This is a genomic window from Aureimonas altamirensis (assembly GCF_023702225.1).
GTDB lineage: Bacteria > Pseudomonadota > Alphaproteobacteria > Rhizobiales > Rhizobiaceae > Aureimonas > Aureimonas altamirensis_B.
Genome location: NZ_JAMQCO010000004.1, coordinates 401,777 through 417,993, shown reverse-complemented (window position 1 = coordinate 417,993; position 16,217 = coordinate 401,777). Strand labels below are relative to the sequence as shown.

Sequence of the window (16,217 nt, the reverse complement as noted above, 5' to 3'; positions counted from 1 at the left end):
CCGATGGCTATGAAATCCAGCTACACCACTCCATGGGACACGATCACTGGAAGACCGAATAGGGTTCCGCCTGTCATTGTGATTGATGGGAATTCCGCGTTACCAAGAGGGTTCTGCAACATGGAAACTGCAAGAGCCTGTTGTGCGGACATGATCCAGTAGCTTCCTGCTACCGATTGGTGTTGTGCAAGGAACTGCGCAAACACTCTTTGGATATCTGCCTTTAGGTTGTCGGCTGAAGTACCTGAAGCGGCGATTGGTGTAACACCGTTCGTTACGCTGGCAGGTGAAATCTGGCTACCGGCATGGGCTGGATTCAAGAATGCGTCGTCTAGGAAGCGGGCAACAGTTTCGACCATATCTTGTGTGATGATGTTCGTTACCGCTGGGTTTGAGAACTTAGCAAGTTCGTCCGTTACGACAACGATACCGGCTAGCTTGGCAAAACCAAGTTGCTTAGCATCGAATGCCAATGGAGAAACTGGCTTCGCTTGACCTTCACCAACCCAATTTACGCTTGAACCGGCAGTTTGCCCGATCATACGGATATTGAATGGCACTCTACGGAAACCGTTTAGATTTCCTAGGATTGTTTCAGGACGTAGAAGCTCGATGAACTCGTTCTGCATAGTTTGGTATTCAACTAGATTACCAGCCCATTCAGGATTTGTTGTAGTACCAGCATCGACCGCAGCCTTTAGAACTGTTTCGACTTCTGGCGTATCCTTGAATTGCTTAGCAACCTGTAGAGCTTCGAAACGATTACCGTTACTAGCTGCCATACAAGCGGCATAACGTGCGAAACGAGTACCCTTTGGAAGGTTATCGCCCTTAACGACGATTGCTTGACGGTTACGAGTTGCAGTTGCTTCGGCAGCAGTGTTACCGGCAATTGGAAGAGCCTTGGAAACGCTTTCAGCTTCGGATGCATCGATACGTGCAATGTGATCCGCAATTTCCTTGTTGTCGGCTACGCGACCATCGAATAGGCTTTTTTCTTCGTTAGTGAATGTTCTGCCTTCTTCAAGACTCTTGGTTAGAAGCTCGTCGTTGGCTGTCTTGTTATTGAGATGTTTTGTTTCTAATTCTGATCTCAATTCAGCAAATGTTTTCATTGAATTTCCTTTTTTATTATTGTTTTTTGTTGCTGAAACGCCAGCAGAAATATCTTCATCCTCTATATTGCCTGACGCGGCGGCGAGGATTTCATTATCAATAGATTTCACTAGGCTAATTGTAGCGTTGGCATTGGCCGGAATCGTTACAACGCTTAGTTCGTTGATCGCGTATTTTAGAAAGCGGCGACCACCGGAAGCTAATGGCTCAAACTTTATGGGGGAGAAGCCGATTGAAACGGCACGGGCAAGCTTATGCTTGACGCTATGCCATGCTTCATCGAGGCGATCTTTAACAGTCCCGGCTTCGGGAATGTCGTAGATTTCGGCTTCGAACTCGATGCCTGAAGCTGTCGGATTTGATAGCTTTACAACACCGATTGGTTTCGTTTGATCGTGCGCCCAAAGAAGCGGAATTTCAGCTTCGAACTGTGCGCCTAAAGGATCAACGATATCGCCAACTCTATCAACGTGTGGAGTTGTTGCGATGCCTCGGAAAATTCTTCTTACATTGTCAAATGATTTCACTTCCAATAGGGAATAAGCACGATCCATTATAGTCCTTCGTAGTATAGTATTTAGTTCTTTCCCTATTTAGATCATCTTGAAAGTGTGAAGAATTTTGCGGCTGCTTTCTTCTTCTCATGGTGCGAACCGGCTGCGGCTCTAGCCATCATCAACGCGACCATGCCGTCGATCTTGCCGGTAGCCTTTTGCTTATCGAGCTTGCGATTGCCTGCCGGATCGAACGTCACGCGGCTGTTGATCGCGCACATGTTCAAAACCGGATGGTTGCCATGTGCTACGCGGCCTTCGATTAGATCGGCTTCTAGATCGAGTAGGGCAGGCGACATGCTCATGAAGCCTTGGCCGTGCGGCTGGAAGATTGCCCTGTCGCCTTCAACCTGGCCTTCGGTAAATCCGGCACGGATCAAGGCACCGCGAAGTGACGGCCAATAGGCCCTGTCGTAGTTGATGCGACCGAAATTTAGGTTCTTGCTGTCTTCGAAAAGGCGATGCGCGATGAAGTCGAAATCGATGCTCTTTGATGGCGTCGTATGAAGGTAGCCTTGTTCGGCCCATAGGGTATACGGCTGTTTCTGTGTGCGGGATCGCTCGTCTAGAACTTCCTTCGGCAACCAGAAATGCGGCTCTACCTGAAACTTGGATTCTGCCCACTGGCCGTAAACCAGTGCGGTAAGATCGTTGGACGTGGAAAGATCAAGGCCACCGAATACGATGCCATCCAGTGGCAACGGCACGGTGCTGTTTCTACGCCATACGTCGATTGAGACGAACGCGGAGTCCATTTCGACACGCTGGTTTAGGTGAAGGTTACGGAAGGCAGCTTGTGCGGATGGCATACGTTCTGCGGCCTTGGCCTGTGCCATCGTTTCCTTCGCGTTCTGGAAGTCGCCATATGCTGGATTGGCAAGCTTAATCGTTTCCTCTGCGAACGGATCGGCTTCAATCGGTGCGGTGTAGAGGCATAGGACCGTGCGCGGATCGGCATCGGCAAGGGCGTCATCGATCAATACGGATAGTAGATCGGTTGGGTTGGGTGCCTGTGTGGAAATGATGATCGAAAGCGGATTCTCGTGCGCTCCCATGCCGGACTCAAGGTTTTCGAATAGCTCGTAGCGGGGGCCGCGAACCTGTCCTAACTCGTCGTGAATTAAGAAGACCGGGGAACGGCCAACGGCTGTAGATGCATCTTTGGATAGGGCTTCGTAGACGGTGCCAAGGTCACGGCATTCCAGCTTCTTCGCGGTATCCTTGATCGTGATTTCGGATTTCAGGTCGGGGGATTGTAGGACGGTCGCACGTGCCAGCTTGTAGAGGATGCCAGCTTGTTCGCGGGACATGGCACTCGAACAAAGCTCGCCATTCTGGACCGCTTCAGGGCCGCATAGGTGCAATAGCATCAACCATGCGGAGATTGCGGTTTTGCCGTTCTTTCTACCGAACGAAAGGATCGCTCGGCGTGTGGCATTCGGATTATCGTATATCGCTTTGATGCAATCCTTCTGCCAGTCACGTAATTCAACTGGCTTTCCGGCATTCATACCGCTTGGAACGCGGCAATAATTCTCGATCCATGCAACGTTGCGTTCACCGCGACTAGGCACAACTGTACTCGCCATGGTGTGCTATGGAGGCTAATCGGTAGGCTTCGCCAGCTTCCTCAACTGTTTTGAAGCGGCCTAGGTAAATTGCTTTGCCATTGATACGGATCAACGCTTTGAAAGCGTCACCGCAAGCTGTTACACCCTTGAAACCTGTCGTATTTCGCTTGTTGGGTTTCTTATTCCAACAATTTTGTTCCAAGGTTGCGGGGCGAATATTGCTCCAACGGTTATCGGCCTTATCATGATTAACATGATCAATACATTCGTCCGGCCACTCGCCTGTCATGATAAGGTAGGCTAAGCGGTGCGCCATATAAGGCTTACGGTCGATACTGACTATAACGTAGCCTTCCGCGTTAACGTAACCGGTCTTGTATGGAACGGCGTTGCGGTATCTTGGGCTTGCATCGTTACGGATGCGGGTAAGAATGCCAGTTTCAGGATCGTATTCGATAATTGATCTGACGTAGTTTGCTGAAATATCGTTTCTCATTAATCTCCTATGTCAATTGGATTTGGGTACCTCTTGTCATCCAGTCTCCCACGGTTTGCGGGTAGCTGCGGATGCACTATTGGCGGCTGTAGAGGCTGTTTTGGCATCATAGCGGGCCTGATTTGATATACGGAGCTTGGTGGCTTTGTCGGAGATTGCGCGGGTTTCTTTATCGCGCATGGTAAGAAGCTTATGGTAGGTTTTGAAAGAATCTTCATCCGCAAAGCCGGTTTCTTCGATTTCTTCGATGGCTTGGGCTAGATGGTTGGCCGTTGTGGTGTGGCGGCAAAATTCTTTGAGTAAGACCTGACATGCGGTTGTTTGGAAGAAGGATACTGCCTCGTTCGCAACGATATCATCCCATAGTTGAGCCTGTGACGGGGTTAGGTCACTAGGGGCATCTGGACGTTGATCTTTGACGATCTTCAGTTTCGTTACGTTGTCGGCTGGCTTCTTAGCGGCCATTAATATATCCTATAAATGTTTTATCGAAAATGTTGCGATTTATAAAAAGAATTGCCCCCACCGGTCACACTGACAGGCCGAAAAAAGGTTTCGACCTACCCCCCGGTTCGAGTCCTATAGAGGATTCGATGGCCTTCGATGGTTGCCTTGAGTCATTCAAATGACTAGAGGACTTTGGCGTACTCACCGTGGTATTTAGATGCGGCTGCCTCGTAGGCTGCGGCTGCTTCCTCGGCTGTGTCGTATCGACCTAACTCGTATCGCTTACCGTTGACCCTGATACGTGCGTCGTAGCGGTTGCCCTTGGCTCTGACGCCTTTGTATCCGCTGGTGTTGGTAGCCTTGCTGCCTTGGTTCCACTGGTTCTGTGCTGGTGTAGCTAGGCGTAGGTTAGTCCAACTGTTGTCACCCTTATCGTGATTGATATGGTCAACGTGTTCGGCTGGCATTGAGCCCGTCATGTAGAGGACTGCTAGCCTGTGGCCGTAATGCTTTGTCCCGTCGATGGTGATCCGAACGTAACCACGATCATCGTAGTGACCTGCGGGCTTTGAAATATCTCTTCGTGGTGCTGGCTTATTCCACCAGAATTCACCGCTCAATTCATCATAAAATAATTCCTGAAATAATCTCTCTTGCGTTAGCATTAAGCTCCCTATTCATCGTTAATCGGATATCCCGTTTCGTCAAATATCAATCGCTTCTTGTAACCGAATTGCTCTCTCGTAACTTGATCGTGGCATTCATTGCATAGCGATCTACAGTTTGAATCGATATCACTGCCACCCAATGCTAGAGGCTGGATATGATCGACAACTTCGGCTTCGGTTACGTAGCCTTTAGATTCGCAAATTACGCAAAGCGGACTCTTGTCTAATCGCTTGCGCCTTATTGTTGATCCTGCCTTGCCGGGAATGCGATAACCGGGTGCTGGTGCTTTCTTATTGAATAGCATTCAACCCTTGACGCCATTGATCGCCATGCCGATTAGGGCAAGGAAGAATATCACGATGAAAAATCCAATTAGCAAATCGGTCATTGTTTGAATCCTTTGTTTGGTAACGATAGGCACTCAAAAAGGAATGCCCGTTCTGTAAAAGGCTAGAATGCCTATCGTTATTGGTTTAGCAGGCCGACTGTTTCCAGCCAAGACTTATATAAGGTATCGTCGTATCGGTCGTTTCTTCCCGGAATTTTCCGATGGCCTGCTATTCTTATTTATTTCTTTTCCCTTAGTGCTTCTTCCAACATAGCTTTAAAGACGGCTTCGGCTCTATCCTGTTGGTTAGTTGCTGAAATCGTATCACGTAAAGCTCTGGCTCCTAGAACGCGCATTTCGCTTGTTATGTTGATATGCGTCATTCGGATACCGTTCTTGTCTTACCTGTCCTGCTATCCGTAATATCGATTTGAGTTTTCAATGATCCAAGGGAACTGTAATTCTGTTCCCTGAATGCTCTCTCGGCTTTCCTACGTGCCTTGAACTCGATAGCTTCAATAAGCTCTTCTTCGTTTAGCGTTATGATGTTATTGCGTTCGTACTGGACAACATTGAAAACATAAACGTTAGGCTCGAAATCGCCTCCATCTAGTTCTGCAAAATCCTTGATTCTTTTTCTTTCATAACTCATTTGTAATATCCTTTTCCCTGAAATTGATTGTTGCCTTTTCCCTTTTGTAGCAAGGCCAACTTTCTCAAGCCGCGAAGTGGGAAAAGGCAAATACCTCGAACCGGTTGCTATCGCCAGAAGGCACCGGCTGCCTTGCTACGTCCTATTTAGTTGTTCTGTAGGGTTAGGTTTTCGATCTTCGTATTCTTCTTGTTTCCATCGATTGGGAAAACCTTGTCCGGGTATTCGTCATGATGCCAGAGCCATACGAGACGGGCACCGCAATGAACTCTACCGTTGATGCCAATGCGGTATCGGTTGCCGTTGACGAAACTGCCCGCGACTTTCCCAACCATGGCCTTCAGGCTGGTTGGCTTTTTCCAGATTAGATGGCCGGTTTCAGGATCGTAATCGAATACGTCCCTCATGGTCGCTTGGGTAAGGTCGGACAGGGTTTCTTTGGCCCTGCGCATGATGGCGTCACGCTCATTGTTGGCGCGGACCTGTTGGCGGGCTTCCTCTAGCTCGGCTTCGCGTTTGGCCTCGGCTTCTCTGGCTGCGGTAGCCTTGCGGGCGGCATCTTGCATCATGCGGTGGCGATGGCGATCTTCAGGGCTGACAGTGGCGGAAGCGAAGGCGGCGAAAAAACGGGCTTCTTCCTCGGTACTGTAGGCCAAACACGCGGAGCGGTCGCCAGCCGGAACGCGGACGATCCACTCGTTACCGTTGTAGAATAATTCGGGATGATCGGTTGGAGAATCGGTGTAGAAGAAGGTCATTGTAGGAAATCCTTGTAATATGTTGTAGAGTAGCAACAGTAGAAATGGAATATTGTTGAAAATGAAATTAGATTTTTGCGATCCCTTGATAGACGATGGCTCGTCATGTAGGGTGGACCCATACCCTCGCACATGAAATTAGCTAATTAACAACTAGGGATTGGCCGTAGGCCTTGCCGTAGGCAATCATAACGGTTGGTTACTACTGGTAGCTACTGATCGCTACTGGATGCTTGTAGGGTTTTTGCTAACGAATCTAATTCCTGTAGAATTCCAATAATATTTAAACTATAGGATTATGTAGGGTTATAGAACCCTTCGGGTTTCAGGCTACGCCTTCAATATCATATAGAATAATATATTAATTTTGTAGAATATAATATACAGGAATCTACAGGATTCTTGACGTAGTTCTAGCCTCGAATCCCAATCCCAACATTGAATAGAATATACAAGAGGTTGCGTTAGCTTTCGGCAGAACCGGGAAGGGCTTCAGCCCTGACCTAGGTTCAACGAAATATTTAGTTGCCGGTAACGATCAATTGCTAAAAGGTAGCAGTAAAACGTCCGGGCAAGCCGTCCGTTTCGCTCCGGGGTAAACCCCATCGCGTATCCTATTGTTATTAATATTGAATCGTTATTAATTTCTAATCTCAATCGCTAACTGAACCCCGTAGGGTTTGTTCCGGCAAGCCGGCGTTGTTCTAAACTGAATACGACTCTATCTATACATCGTCTCTAGGTATTGTTATTTTAACCGAATATACCCCTCAAAAGGCTGCATTTGCGGCATTTTCCCCACTTTTCCGCTAAACTGACTGAGCCCCAACAGGTCCAGATAGGGCATTTTAGGGCCTCGACTGAGCCCCATCGGTCCAGATTTTTCTTGCAATATTCGCAATTATTTTCAAAATATTACGAGAATTATTCCGTATAGGCACAAGTTGGCATATAATACGATCTATATAGAAGGCAACAACAATATTCACGGGGGAGCCGGTGTTAACTACAACCGAAACCGAATTTATCGATCAATACCTAGGGCTTACAACTCTCGCGGAAGGGCAGGCGGGTCTTCTCATCTGGAAGGCATCGCCACCGCGCACAAAGCTGGCTGGGAAACTGGCGGGATCGCTCGAAGCTGGCCGCAATGTCCATCGCGTGAGGGTAGCGGGGAGGAAGGTTCCGACAATCGTTGTCATCGCCTACCTCACCAACAGGCGAGTGCCAACGTCAATCGACATTTCCATGACGATCCAGCCATCGAAGGCGGCACTGGATGGCCGGGAACCGAACTTCAGCAAGAAGGCAAAGGTCGTAAAGATCGGCTCGATCACATGGGACTTAGGCATGTTGCCGGATCAAGCCTACATCCGCGACGAGCTTCAGGACGGCATTAAGTGGGATTCCGAACTGAACCGCTACAGGCTCTACCTCAACGGGGAATACGCCGCCTGTTTCGAGTTGAAACTAGAAGCCATCATTGCCCGTGCCGCGTTCCGCCTGAAGGACAAGCTGGCCGTAGAGCTACGTAGATCGTTCGGGGTGAGAAAATGGGGTTGGGGCTGGCCTGTCATGACCTTCCATCAGGGCAAGTACCTTGTGACGGCTGACGGCAAAACCTTCGAAACGAAATCCCACCGTGAGGCCATGCGCCGTTACGTACTAATTTACAAAGAAACCAAAAAGAGGAAACTACCAATGAAACACAACCATGACGCATTTGTCGGAGTCGAGGAATACGTAAACTACGATATCGAGACTGGACGCTTCAGCTACAAGAGCGGGAAAATCGGAAATCCCGTATTCGTCAACGGATCAACCCCCGCAATTACCTACAACGGCAACCGCCTGTCTGCGGCTCGTGTCGTTTGGTATCTCTGCAAGGGGCATATCCCGAAAGAGCGTATCAAGCCGCTGGACGGTAACGCTGCCAACCTATCGTTGGATAACCTAACAATCGAGACAATCCGCAGGCCGAAGAAGAAACTGGTACTGGAACACAACGCATAAAACGAGGGGAAACGATATGACAGAACGAATTCAAATAACCGAAGACTGCTGGGACGTATTCCATAAAGCAAACAGGATAGCAGCAGGGCATAGGTACGAAGACGAGGACGATATACGCGATTTCGTCAACGTGCGGAGAATCTGGGATTCAATAGCTAATAAGATTACCGAAAACAGTAGTCTCGGAGGGCGTATAAAGGTAATACCGTTCACGAACATTAAGCCATATGATCGTGAAACAGAGTTCGACACTGCATCGTATGCACATGCGTACACTTTCCAAGCTATCGCGGATCATTTGAAGATATGCAAGGATTTCGAAATTGCTGTTGAGTTCTTCAACGAAGACAATTGTAAGTGTGGCGAAGCTTACTGGAAATTCCAACTGGTTGATTAACAAAGAAAAGCCCCGCAGAACGAATCTTGCGAGGGCTTCTCATCAACAACTTATGGAGGTTATGCCGTAGGGTTAACTACTCCCTACAGTTCTATTTATAACAACAATAAAGTCAAAAGTCAATAATTTCTAAATAATCTCGTAAAATAACTATTACGAGGTTATCAAATGAATAAACTAGAAAACAAAAACGATATTACGCAAGCCGAATTAAACGAGCTTCTAACCTACAATCCCACAACCGGCGAATTCCACTGGAAGCAAACAAGCCCCGCACGATCCAAAAAGGGTAACGTAGCCGGAAGCGTGGATGCAAAGGGATATCGCGTCATAGCTATACGCGGTCATAGCTATTACGCCCATCGCCTCGCTTGGCGAATGGTAACGGGTAATTGGCCTACCGACTGCATCGATCATATCAACCGAATTCGTGACGATAACGCATGGGCCAACCTTCGCGAAGCTACACGAGCGGAAAACCTTCGAAACCGCAGCCTCTACAAAAACAACAAGTCTGGCTACAAGGGCGTCTACCGCTATGCAGAGGGATCATTCGGCGCGTCCGTAAACCTCGACGGCAAGCGATATTTCCTCGGCCTGTTTCCCACCGCTGAAGCTGCCTACGCTGCCTACCTTGGTGCCGCTAGAGTCTATCATGGCGAATTCAACGTTGGAGCGGCTGCGCTATGATGGATCGCCGTCAACTTCTCATCGATCTGGATCGCCGTTTCGAGGCCATGCAACAGAAGATCGCCGCCATGGCAGAGATCGAGGCCAGCCGCGTTGCCAGAGTCGAAAAAATATTAGCGGTTGTATAAAGAATAGGGTTGCAACCGCAACGGTATTCATGTATACATTTAGAACGATCAAGGGGCGGCCTCGTGCCGCCTTTGTCGTGTTCCCCAACAACTGAATAGGAGAGTTCGCAACCGAACAACCCGGAATAGGAGTCCCATGTGCAAAAAGGAAATTTCAGAAAACGATATTTTAGACTCAACCCCTGTACGCCTACAGGATGCATGTCGATTATTTTTTGCTGGTAGCTTGACACCCGCATCATTACGCACTGAAATAGCGAAGGGTAATTTGGAGGCGATTCGTATCGCCAACAAAGATTTCGTAACCCGCAACGCAATTTCGGAGATGCTAGAAAAATGTCGCGTCCAAAAAAGCCCGCAAGGCTCGTGCTGCTCGAAAGAGAGGGCCGGAAAACATGGGTCATCCGCGATGGCGCAAAGTTTGAACGCACGGGATATTCTGAAGGCGACGTTGAACTAGCCCAACAGAAACTAGCCCAATATCTGGCGCGGTCGCATAACCCGGTTAAGCCGAATGCCGCCGCGTCTGAAGTGCTGATTGCCGATATCCTCATGGCATATCGCGATGAAAAATACCCACCTGAAACCCGTCCCACTGGCAAAGACAAGCCGCCGAAGATGCGCGAGTTTGACGCCATGATCGGCAGGCTCAATGACTTTTGGGGCGACATGACACCGGATCAAATTCTAGGTCCGAAGTGCCGGGAGTTCACGAAGGCGAGGGGAACCGATTCCGGTGCCCGCCGCGATTTGGCGATCCTGCAAGCTGCCGTGAATTTCTACAAAAAAGAATACGGACTCAAAGCCGATACGGTCGTGACCTTGCCGAAGAAATCCCGTTCGCGGGAACGTTGGCTAACTCGTGATGAAGCTGCCCGGCTGATATGGGCTGTCTGGCGGGACCGGACGATTGCGAAGAAGCAAAAGCGTCGGCATCTGGCCCGCTTCATCCTGATTGGCCTTTACACCGGGACACGCCACCGGGCCATTTTGGGTTTGCAGTGGCAGGCCAACGATACCGGAGGCCATATCGATCTTGCCAATGGCGTCATGTATCGCCGGAGTGCTGCGGAGGAAGAATCCAAAAAGCGCCGTCCTGCGATCCGTATACCGCAACGCCTGCTTGCCCATCTGGAACGTTGGCAGCGTATCGACAAGGGAATTCCCTATGTCGTGCATTACCACGGCAAGCCAATTGATCGGCTGGAATCGTCCTTCAGGGCCGCAAGGGAAGGCGCACGGCTCGATGCCGATGTTGTCCCGCACTGCCTACGCCACACGGCTGTTACGTGGCAGATGCAGGCCGGAGTACCGATGAATGAGATTGCCGGTTTCGCTGGCATGACAATGCAGATGTTGGAAGACGTGTACGGGCATCACCACCCGGATCACCAACAGTCAATCGCCTCGACTCGCCTTGGTGGCGGCTCGAAAAAGAAGGCCGCATAAGGCCAAACACAACCCAATCTGTGCGGTTTCTGTGCGGAAGCTGTTTTCAGGAAGCTCTAAAAACCGGCTAAGTGCCTGATTTTGTTGGTGCCGCTTAGGTGACTCGAACACCTGACCCCATCATTACGAATGATGTGCTCTACCAACTGAGCTAAAGCGGCTGGTTCCTGTAGGAACGGCGCCCTGATACATCCCATCCGGGCGCCGTTCAAGCCTTATTTTGCGAAACAGGCTTGCGAGCCTCCCTAAAGCGCCAGCCGCCGACGCGCGGCCTCGTATTCATCGGCCAGCCTGTCCACCAGCCGGGCGGCGGGCACGACCGCATCGACCGCTCCGACACCCTGGCCCGCGCCCCAGATATCCTTCCAGGCCTTTGCCTTGTCGCCGCCTGCCGCCGCACCGAAATCCATCTTGCTTTTGTCCGCTTCAGGCAGATTGTCCGGATCCATTCCGGCCGCCTCGATGGATGTCCGAAGGTAATTGCCGGACACGCCGGTGAAATAGCTGGAATAGACGATGTCGCCCGCACGGGCGTCGACGACTGCCTGCCGGTAGGCATCGGACGCGTTGGCCTCTTCCGTCGCGATGAAGGCGGAGCCGATATAGGCGCCGTCCGCGCCCATGGCCTGTGCCGCCAGCACCGCGCCGCCGGTGGCGATCGCGCCGGACAGGAAGAGCGGCCCGTCGAACCAGCGGCGAATCTCCTGCACCAGCGCAAACGGCGAAAGCTGTCCCGCATGGCCGCCGGCGCCCGCCGCAACCGCGATCAGGCCATCGGCGCCCTTTTCCACCGCCTTGTGCGCGAAGCGGTCGTTGATCACGTCGTGCAGCACGATGCCGCCATAGCTATGTACGGCCTGGTTGACCTCTTCCACGGCGCCGAGCGACGTGATGACGATGGGCACGCGGTGCCGGACGCACAGGGCCAGATCGCGATCCAGCCGCGTATTGGAGCGATGGACGATCTGGTTGACGGCGAATGGGGCGGCGCGCCGGTCGGGATTGGCGGCATCATGGGAGGCGATCCCCTCGGCGATCTCGCCGAGCCAATCGTCCAGCAAGGCCTCCGGCCTGGCATTCAGCGCCGGAAACGCACCGACGATGCCGGATGTCACCTGCGCCAGAACCAGCCGCGGATTGGATATGATGAACAGCGGTGCGCCGATGACGGGCAACCTCAGCGTCTGCATGATGGCCGGCAGTGACATCTTTCCTCCCGATTGACGTAAACGTAAATGGCGGGGCCACCAAAGCGGGCGGAGCCGGAAAGGTCAAGACTTTGCCCTTCTCGCATGGTCAAACCTGGAACCGTCGATCCCGGCCAAGGTTTCTGTCGGGCAGGTGACAGAGGGGACAGGTCTCATGAGTTTCAGGTTTCACGGGCGAAGCCTTCGCACCGCAGTCTTTGCCGGCGCATTGGCGTGTGGCGCCGTAAGCGCTGGAGCGGCGATGGCAGCAAGCGAGGAGGCATGGGACGAATTCCGTGCCGACGTCCGCAAGGCATGTCTGACGAAGGGCGAGGAACTGATCGAGACGCCGGCCATCGTCGTCGATCCCTTCGGCTCCGAGACCTACGGATACGCGCTGATGACAGGCATGGAAAAAGGCTTGGCCAACGTCCGTTCCGTGGTCTGCGTTTTCGACAAGCAAGCCAGGACGGCTGAAGTCAGCGCGCCGCTCGACCTTGCCACCAGTGAAGCGCCCGGCCTGGCCGAAGAAACGGGCAAGTCGGCGCGTGTCGATCGCGGGACAGGGGCGGGCGTCGTCGCTCCGTTCGGCGGCCAATGCACGGAGGAATGCGAATCGACCCTGTCGCTGCTGGATGCGGACGACCAACGCAAGGTCACACGGTTGCCGCAGGTGATCGCGCAGACCATTCTCGAACATCCGGAAGGCACGGGCATCGCCGACGTGGACCGGGTGCGCGACGTCGCTCTGTCCTTCAGCGAACTGGTGGCCGGAACGCCGTCCGATACGCTTGCCGCGCCGCGCGATGCGATGCAGGGCAAGGTGCCATGCTCGGTCTATTACTATGGCTTCCTGAACGAACCGGCCAAGCTGGTCGGCAACCACACCTGCTCCGTTTCGGCGCTGGAGGGCGGCGGCCTGCTTCTGGAGAAGACCACGGGCGAGCGCCTCCGCGCCGAATTGCGGCCGCTGACCGACGGCTTCTCCGCCGTCATCGGCCGTAACTTCCTGGCCGACCAGGAAGAGCGACAGTACGATTCGGCCAATCCGGCCAATGCCGGCAACGACAATTTCGGCAACGTCGTCGGCCTGGCGACGGCAGGCAACGGCCGCCTCTACGTCTTTTCGAGCGAGCAGCGCGGCTTCGAACAGGAAGATCCGACATTCTTCTGGGCCTTGACCGTAGGAGGCTGAATCCACTTGCCTTCGCGTCGGCATCCCCCCATTTTGTGAGGCGATGGAAGAGTTGTTCCCCGCCTTGCAAAAGACGCTGTCGCTGTTCGCCGAGCCGGGCAACCCCGTGGTCCGGGTGATCGATACGGAGACGGCCGGCCAGCCGCGCGCGGCCGAAGATGCCGTGATCGAAATCGGCTCCGTGGATCTCGACCTTGCGTCCGGGCGGATCTTCAACCCCATGCAGAGCCTGGCGGATCCGGGTGGCGTCGTCATCACCGAACATGCGCGGCGGGTGCACCGTATCACCGACGACATGCTCGCCGGCGCGCCGCCCTTTGCCGAGGCGGCGGGCCCCTTCATGAAAGGGGTCGAGACCTATGCCGCGCAGCGCGCCAGCTTCGATCGCGACCGGCTGCGCTTCACCGGACGCTGGTTCTGCACCTACAAATTGGCCCTGCGCGCGTTTCCGGACGTGCGGTCGCATGGCCTGCAGTCTCTGGTCAAATATCTGCCGCTGGACCTGTCGGAAGTGCAGCACCAGCTGGAGGGGCTGCATCCCCACCGCGCGCTGTACGACGCGCTGTGCACCGCCATCCTGATGCGACGGATCGCCGAGCAACTCCTGCCGTTCTGCCGTGGCCTCGACGATTTCATCGAGCGCGCCGAGCATGTGACGCTGGAGCCGGCGCTCCTGGCGCGCTTCCGCTTCGGCAAGCACAAGGGCATCGCACTCGGGAACGTGCCCACCGATTACCTGGAATGGCTGGTGCTGCAGCCCAACATGGAGGCCGACGCCGCATTCACGGCCCGGCATCACCTGAAGCGCCGGCAAGCCGAGCAGCTCCAGCGCATCGCACGCGGCCCCGTCATCGCCGCGATCGCCTCCTGAGGCCGCGAGGGGATGGAGCGTTTCGCCGAGCTACTCGACCGATTGCTCCTGACACCGCAGCGTAACGGCAAGCTGCGCCTCCTCGTCGATTACTTCCGCCATGTACCGGACCCTGAGCGCGGCTATGCACTGGCCGCGATCACCGGCGGGCTGGACATACGGAGCGTCAAGCCCGCCATGCTGCGCGCGCTGATGACCGAACGTATGGACGAGGTGCTGTTCGGCTATTCCTACGATTATGTCGGAGACCTGGCGGAAACCATCGCCCTCGCCTGGCCCGAACGGGAACCGGCCGGGATGTCCGGTGCACCCGCGCGCCCGGGCCTGGCACAGGTGATCCAGGCGCTGGACGGCGCCACCCGTGCGGAAGGGCCCCTTCTGGTGGAGGCGTGGCTGGACGTTCTGGAATCGCCCGGGCGCTATGCCTTGCTGAAGCTCGTCACCGGATCGTTGCGCATCGGCGTTTCTTCGCGGCTGGCCAAGCAGGCGCTGGCCGATTTCGGCGCCCGCGACGTCGCCGAGATCGAGGAATTGTGGCACGGGCTGGCGCCGCCCTACGAGGATCTGTTCGCGTGGCTGGAGGGGAAGGCCGACAAGCCGGCCTCGGCGGCACGCGCGCCGTTCCGGCCCGTGATGCTGTCGCAGCCGCTGGAGGACGGCGACCAGGCCCGCATCCGGCCGGAGGAATATGCCGCGGAGTGGAAGTGGGATGGCATCCGCGTGCAGGCGACGGTGGATGGCGGTGTCCGGAGGCTCTATTCCCGCACCGGCGACGATATTTCCGGCTCTTTCCCGGATCTCGTCGACTACATGACCTATGATGGCACGCTGGACGGCGAGCTTCTCGTCGCACGGCCTGCCTCGTCGTCCGAGCCGGCGGTCGAAGGCGGCGGCATCGTTGCAGCAAGCTTCTCCGATCTCCAGCAGCGGCTGAACCGCAAGACCGTGTCCGCCGCCGTCATGCGCCGGCATCCCGTGTTCCTGCGTGCCTACGACCTGCTGCAGGATGGCGCGCAGGATATACGGGCGCTGCCCTATACGGAGCGGCGGCGGCGGCTGGAGGCATTCCTCGACGATCTGGAGCCGACGCGTTTCGACCTGTCGCCGCAGGTGTCCTACCGGAGCCTCGACGAGTTGGCGGCGATGCGGGCTCAGCCGCCGCACAGCGTGATCGAGGGTTTGATGCTCAAGCAACTGACGTCGCCCTACGTGCCGGGGCGACCGAAGGGGCCCTGGTTCAAATGGAAGCGCGATCCGCACCTGATAGATGCCGTGCTGATGTATGCGCAACGCGGCCACGGCAAACGGTCCAGCTACTACTCTGACTACACGTTCGGCGTCTGGACGGGCCCTGAGGACGCGCCGGAACTGGTGCCCGTGGGCAAGGCCTATTTCGGCTTCACCGACGAAGAGTTGCGCCAGCTCGACAAATACATCCGCGACAATACGATAGAACGCTTCGGCCCGGTGCGATCCGTCCGGGCTGAGCCCGACCACGGCCTCGTCATCGAGGTCGCCTTCGAAGGCCTGCAGAAGTCGGCGCGGCATCGCTCGGGCGTCGCCATGCGCTTTCCGCGCGTCTCGCGCCTGCGCTGGGACAAGCCTGCCTTCGAGGCCGACCGGCTGGATACGCTGCAGGCGATGCTGCCATGATGACGAGCGGTCGGGCGGCAGACCGCCTTGCCTCTGCCGCAAG

At 54.3% G+C, this 16,217-nt stretch carries 16 protein-coding genes and 1 tRNA gene; 7 read left to right on the top strand and 10 right to left on the bottom strand.

Annotated elements, in window-relative coordinates:
- Nucleotides 1–20 precede the first annotated feature (20 nt).
- The 8 genes from NDN16_RS09500 to NDN16_RS09470 all read right to left on the bottom strand — a co-directional run bounded on the left by NDN16_RS09500 (nt 21) and on the right by NDN16_RS09470 (nt 6,591).
- Entirely contained in the window at nt 21–1,670 is a 1,650-nt protein-coding gene (locus NDN16_RS09500; protein ID WP_251113372.1) for a phage major capsid protein, read from the bottom strand.
- A 44-nt stretch (nt 1,671–1,714) separates the two neighbouring features.
- The gene (locus tag NDN16_RS09495) at nt 1,715–3,259 is read right to left on the bottom strand and encodes a terminase large subunit (protein WP_251113371.1); all 1,545 of its coding nucleotides are present in this window, start codon (nt 3,257–3,259) and stop codon (nt 1,715–1,717) included.
- Nucleotides 3,237–3,737 (bottom strand): HNH endonuclease, encoded by a 501-nt coding sequence (locus NDN16_RS09490; RefSeq protein ID WP_251113370.1) that lies wholly within the window; start codon nt 3,735–3,737, stop codon nt 3,237–3,239. Before NDN16_RS09490 ends, NDN16_RS09495 begins: the two co-directional genes overlap by 23 nt.
- A gap of 36 nt (nt 3,738–3,773) precedes the next feature.
- Nucleotides 3,774–4,202, bottom strand: coding sequence for a hypothetical protein (locus tag NDN16_RS09485; protein ID WP_251113369.1), 429 nt, complete (start codon nt 4,200–4,202; stop codon nt 3,774–3,776).
- Between the two features lie 164 nt (nt 4,203–4,366).
- A complete protein-coding gene (locus NDN16_RS09480; RefSeq protein ID WP_251113368.1) occupies nt 4,367–4,849 on the bottom strand; it encodes an HNH endonuclease in 483 nt (160 codons plus the stop codon).
- An 8-nt stretch (nt 4,850–4,857) separates the two neighbouring features.
- Nucleotides 4,858–5,157: an HNH endonuclease gene (locus tag NDN16_RS21095; RefSeq protein ID WP_353050209.1), complete on the bottom strand. Its 300-nt coding sequence runs from the start codon at nt 5,155–5,157 to the stop codon at nt 4,858–4,860.
- A gap of 403 nt (nt 5,158–5,560) precedes the next feature.
- The gene (locus tag NDN16_RS09475) at nt 5,561–5,833 is read right to left on the bottom strand and encodes a hypothetical protein (RefSeq protein ID WP_251113367.1); all 273 of its coding nucleotides are present in this window, start codon (nt 5,831–5,833) and stop codon (nt 5,561–5,563) included.
- Nucleotides 5,834–5,979: 146 nt separating this feature from the next.
- Nucleotides 5,980–6,591, bottom strand: coding sequence for a hypothetical protein (locus NDN16_RS09470; RefSeq protein WP_251113366.1), 612 nt, complete (start codon nt 6,589–6,591; stop codon nt 5,980–5,982).
- A 999-nt stretch (nt 6,592–7,590) separates the two neighbouring features.
- Between NDN16_RS09470 and NDN16_RS09465 the strand changes: the two genes are divergently transcribed.
- The 4 genes from NDN16_RS09465 (at nt 7,591) to NDN16_RS09450 (ending at nt 11,268) form a co-directional block, all read left to right on the top strand.
- A complete protein-coding gene (locus NDN16_RS09465) occupies nt 7,591–8,604 on the top strand; it encodes a hypothetical protein (protein ID WP_251113365.1) in 1,014 nt (337 codons plus the stop codon).
- A 565-nt stretch (nt 8,605–9,169) separates the two neighbouring features.
- On the top strand, nt 9,170–9,691 hold the full coding sequence (locus NDN16_RS09455) for an HNH endonuclease signature motif containing protein (RefSeq protein ID WP_251113363.1): 522 nt from the start codon (nt 9,170–9,172) through the stop codon (nt 9,689–9,691).
- Nucleotides 9,688–9,819: a hypothetical protein gene (locus tag NDN16_RS20940; RefSeq protein ID WP_285292541.1), complete on the top strand. Its 132-nt coding sequence runs from the start codon at nt 9,688–9,690 to the stop codon at nt 9,817–9,819. The genes NDN16_RS09455 and NDN16_RS20940 overlap by 4 nt, the downstream gene beginning before the upstream one ends.
- 336 nt (nt 9,820–10,155) lie before the next feature.
- Nucleotides 10,156–11,268 carry a site-specific integrase gene (locus NDN16_RS09450; RefSeq protein ID WP_251113362.1) on the top strand — a complete coding sequence of 371 codons (1,113 nt, stop codon included), beginning with the start codon at nt 10,156–10,158 and terminating at the stop codon, nt 11,266–11,268.
- Nucleotides 11,269–11,353: 85 nt separating this feature from the next.
- Here NDN16_RS09450 and NDN16_RS09445 read toward each other — a convergent pair.
- Nucleotides 11,354–11,429: transfer RNA gene (locus NDN16_RS09445), tRNA-Thr, on the bottom strand.
- An 84-nt stretch (nt 11,430–11,513) separates the two neighbouring features.
- On the bottom strand, nt 11,514–12,476 hold the full coding sequence (locus NDN16_RS09440; protein ID WP_251113361.1) for an NAD(P)H-dependent flavin oxidoreductase: 963 nt from the start codon (nt 12,474–12,476) through the stop codon (nt 11,514–11,516).
- Between the two features lie 241 nt (nt 12,477–12,717).
- Here NDN16_RS09440 and NDN16_RS09435 point away from each other — a divergent pair, with 241 nt between their 5' ends.
- From NDN16_RS09435 to NDN16_RS09425, 3 genes are all read left to right on the top strand, one after another.
- Nucleotides 12,718–13,650 carry a hypothetical protein gene (locus NDN16_RS09435; RefSeq protein ID WP_251113360.1) on the top strand — a complete coding sequence of 311 codons (933 nt, stop codon included), beginning with the start codon at nt 12,718–12,720 and terminating at the stop codon, nt 13,648–13,650.
- A 64-nt stretch (nt 13,651–13,714) separates the two neighbouring features.
- Nucleotides 13,715–14,521 (top strand): exonuclease domain-containing protein, encoded by an 807-nt coding sequence (locus NDN16_RS09430; protein WP_285292540.1) that lies wholly within the window; start codon nt 13,715–13,717, stop codon nt 14,519–14,521.
- Between the two features lie 12 nt (nt 14,522–14,533).
- Nucleotides 14,534–16,174 carry a cisplatin damage response ATP-dependent DNA ligase gene (locus NDN16_RS09425; protein ID WP_251113358.1) on the top strand — a complete coding sequence of 547 codons (1,641 nt, stop codon included), beginning with the start codon at nt 14,534–14,536 and terminating at the stop codon, nt 16,172–16,174.
- Nucleotides 16,175–16,217 lie beyond the last annotated feature (43 nt).

Coding starts and splice junctions, on each gene's coding strand:
- NDN16_RS09475 (WP_251113367.1), bottom strand. CDS start 5,833: ATGAGTTATGAAAGAAAAAGAATCAAGGATTTTGCAGAACTAGATGGA.
- NDN16_RS09425 (WP_251113358.1), top strand. CDS start 14,534: ATGGAGCGTTTCGCCGAGCTACTCGACCGATTGCTCCTGACACCGCAG.
- NDN16_RS09485 (WP_251113369.1), bottom strand. CDS start 4,202: ATGGCCGCTAAGAAGCCAGCCGACAACGTAACGAAACTGAAGATCGTC.
- NDN16_RS09450 (WP_251113362.1), top strand. CDS start 10,156: ATGTCGCGTCCAAAAAAGCCCGCAAGGCTCGTGCTGCTCGAAAGAGAG.
- NDN16_RS09455 (WP_251113363.1), top strand. CDS start 9,170: ATGAATAAACTAGAAAACAAAAACGATATTACGCAAGCCGAATTAAAC.
- NDN16_RS20940 (WP_285292541.1), top strand. CDS start 9,688: ATGATGGATCGCCGTCAACTTCTCATCGATCTGGATCGCCGTTTCGAG.
- NDN16_RS09490 (WP_251113370.1), bottom strand. CDS start 3,737: ATGAGAAACGATATTTCAGCAAACTACGTCAGATCAATTATCGAATAC.
- NDN16_RS09495 (WP_251113371.1), bottom strand. CDS start 3,259: ATGGCGAGTACAGTTGTGCCTAGTCGCGGTGAACGCAACGTTGCATGG.
- NDN16_RS09440 (WP_251113361.1), bottom strand. CDS start 12,476: ATGTCACTGCCGGCCATCATGCAGACGCTGAGGTTGCCCGTCATCGGC.
- NDN16_RS09435 (WP_251113360.1), top strand. CDS start 12,718: ATGGCAGCAAGCGAGGAGGCATGGGACGAATTCCGTGCCGACGTCCGC.
- NDN16_RS09480 (WP_251113368.1), bottom strand. CDS start 4,849: ATGCTAACGCAAGAGAGATTATTTCAGGAATTATTTTATGATGAATTG.
- NDN16_RS21095 (WP_353050209.1), bottom strand. CDS start 5,157: ATGCTATTCAATAAGAAAGCACCAGCACCCGGTTATCGCATTCCCGGC.
- NDN16_RS09500 (WP_251113372.1), bottom strand. CDS start 1,670: ATGGATCGTGCTTATTCCCTATTGGAAGTGAAATCATTTGACAATGTA.
- NDN16_RS09470 (WP_251113366.1), bottom strand. CDS start 6,591: ATGACCTTCTTCTACACCGATTCTCCAACCGATCATCCCGAATTATTC.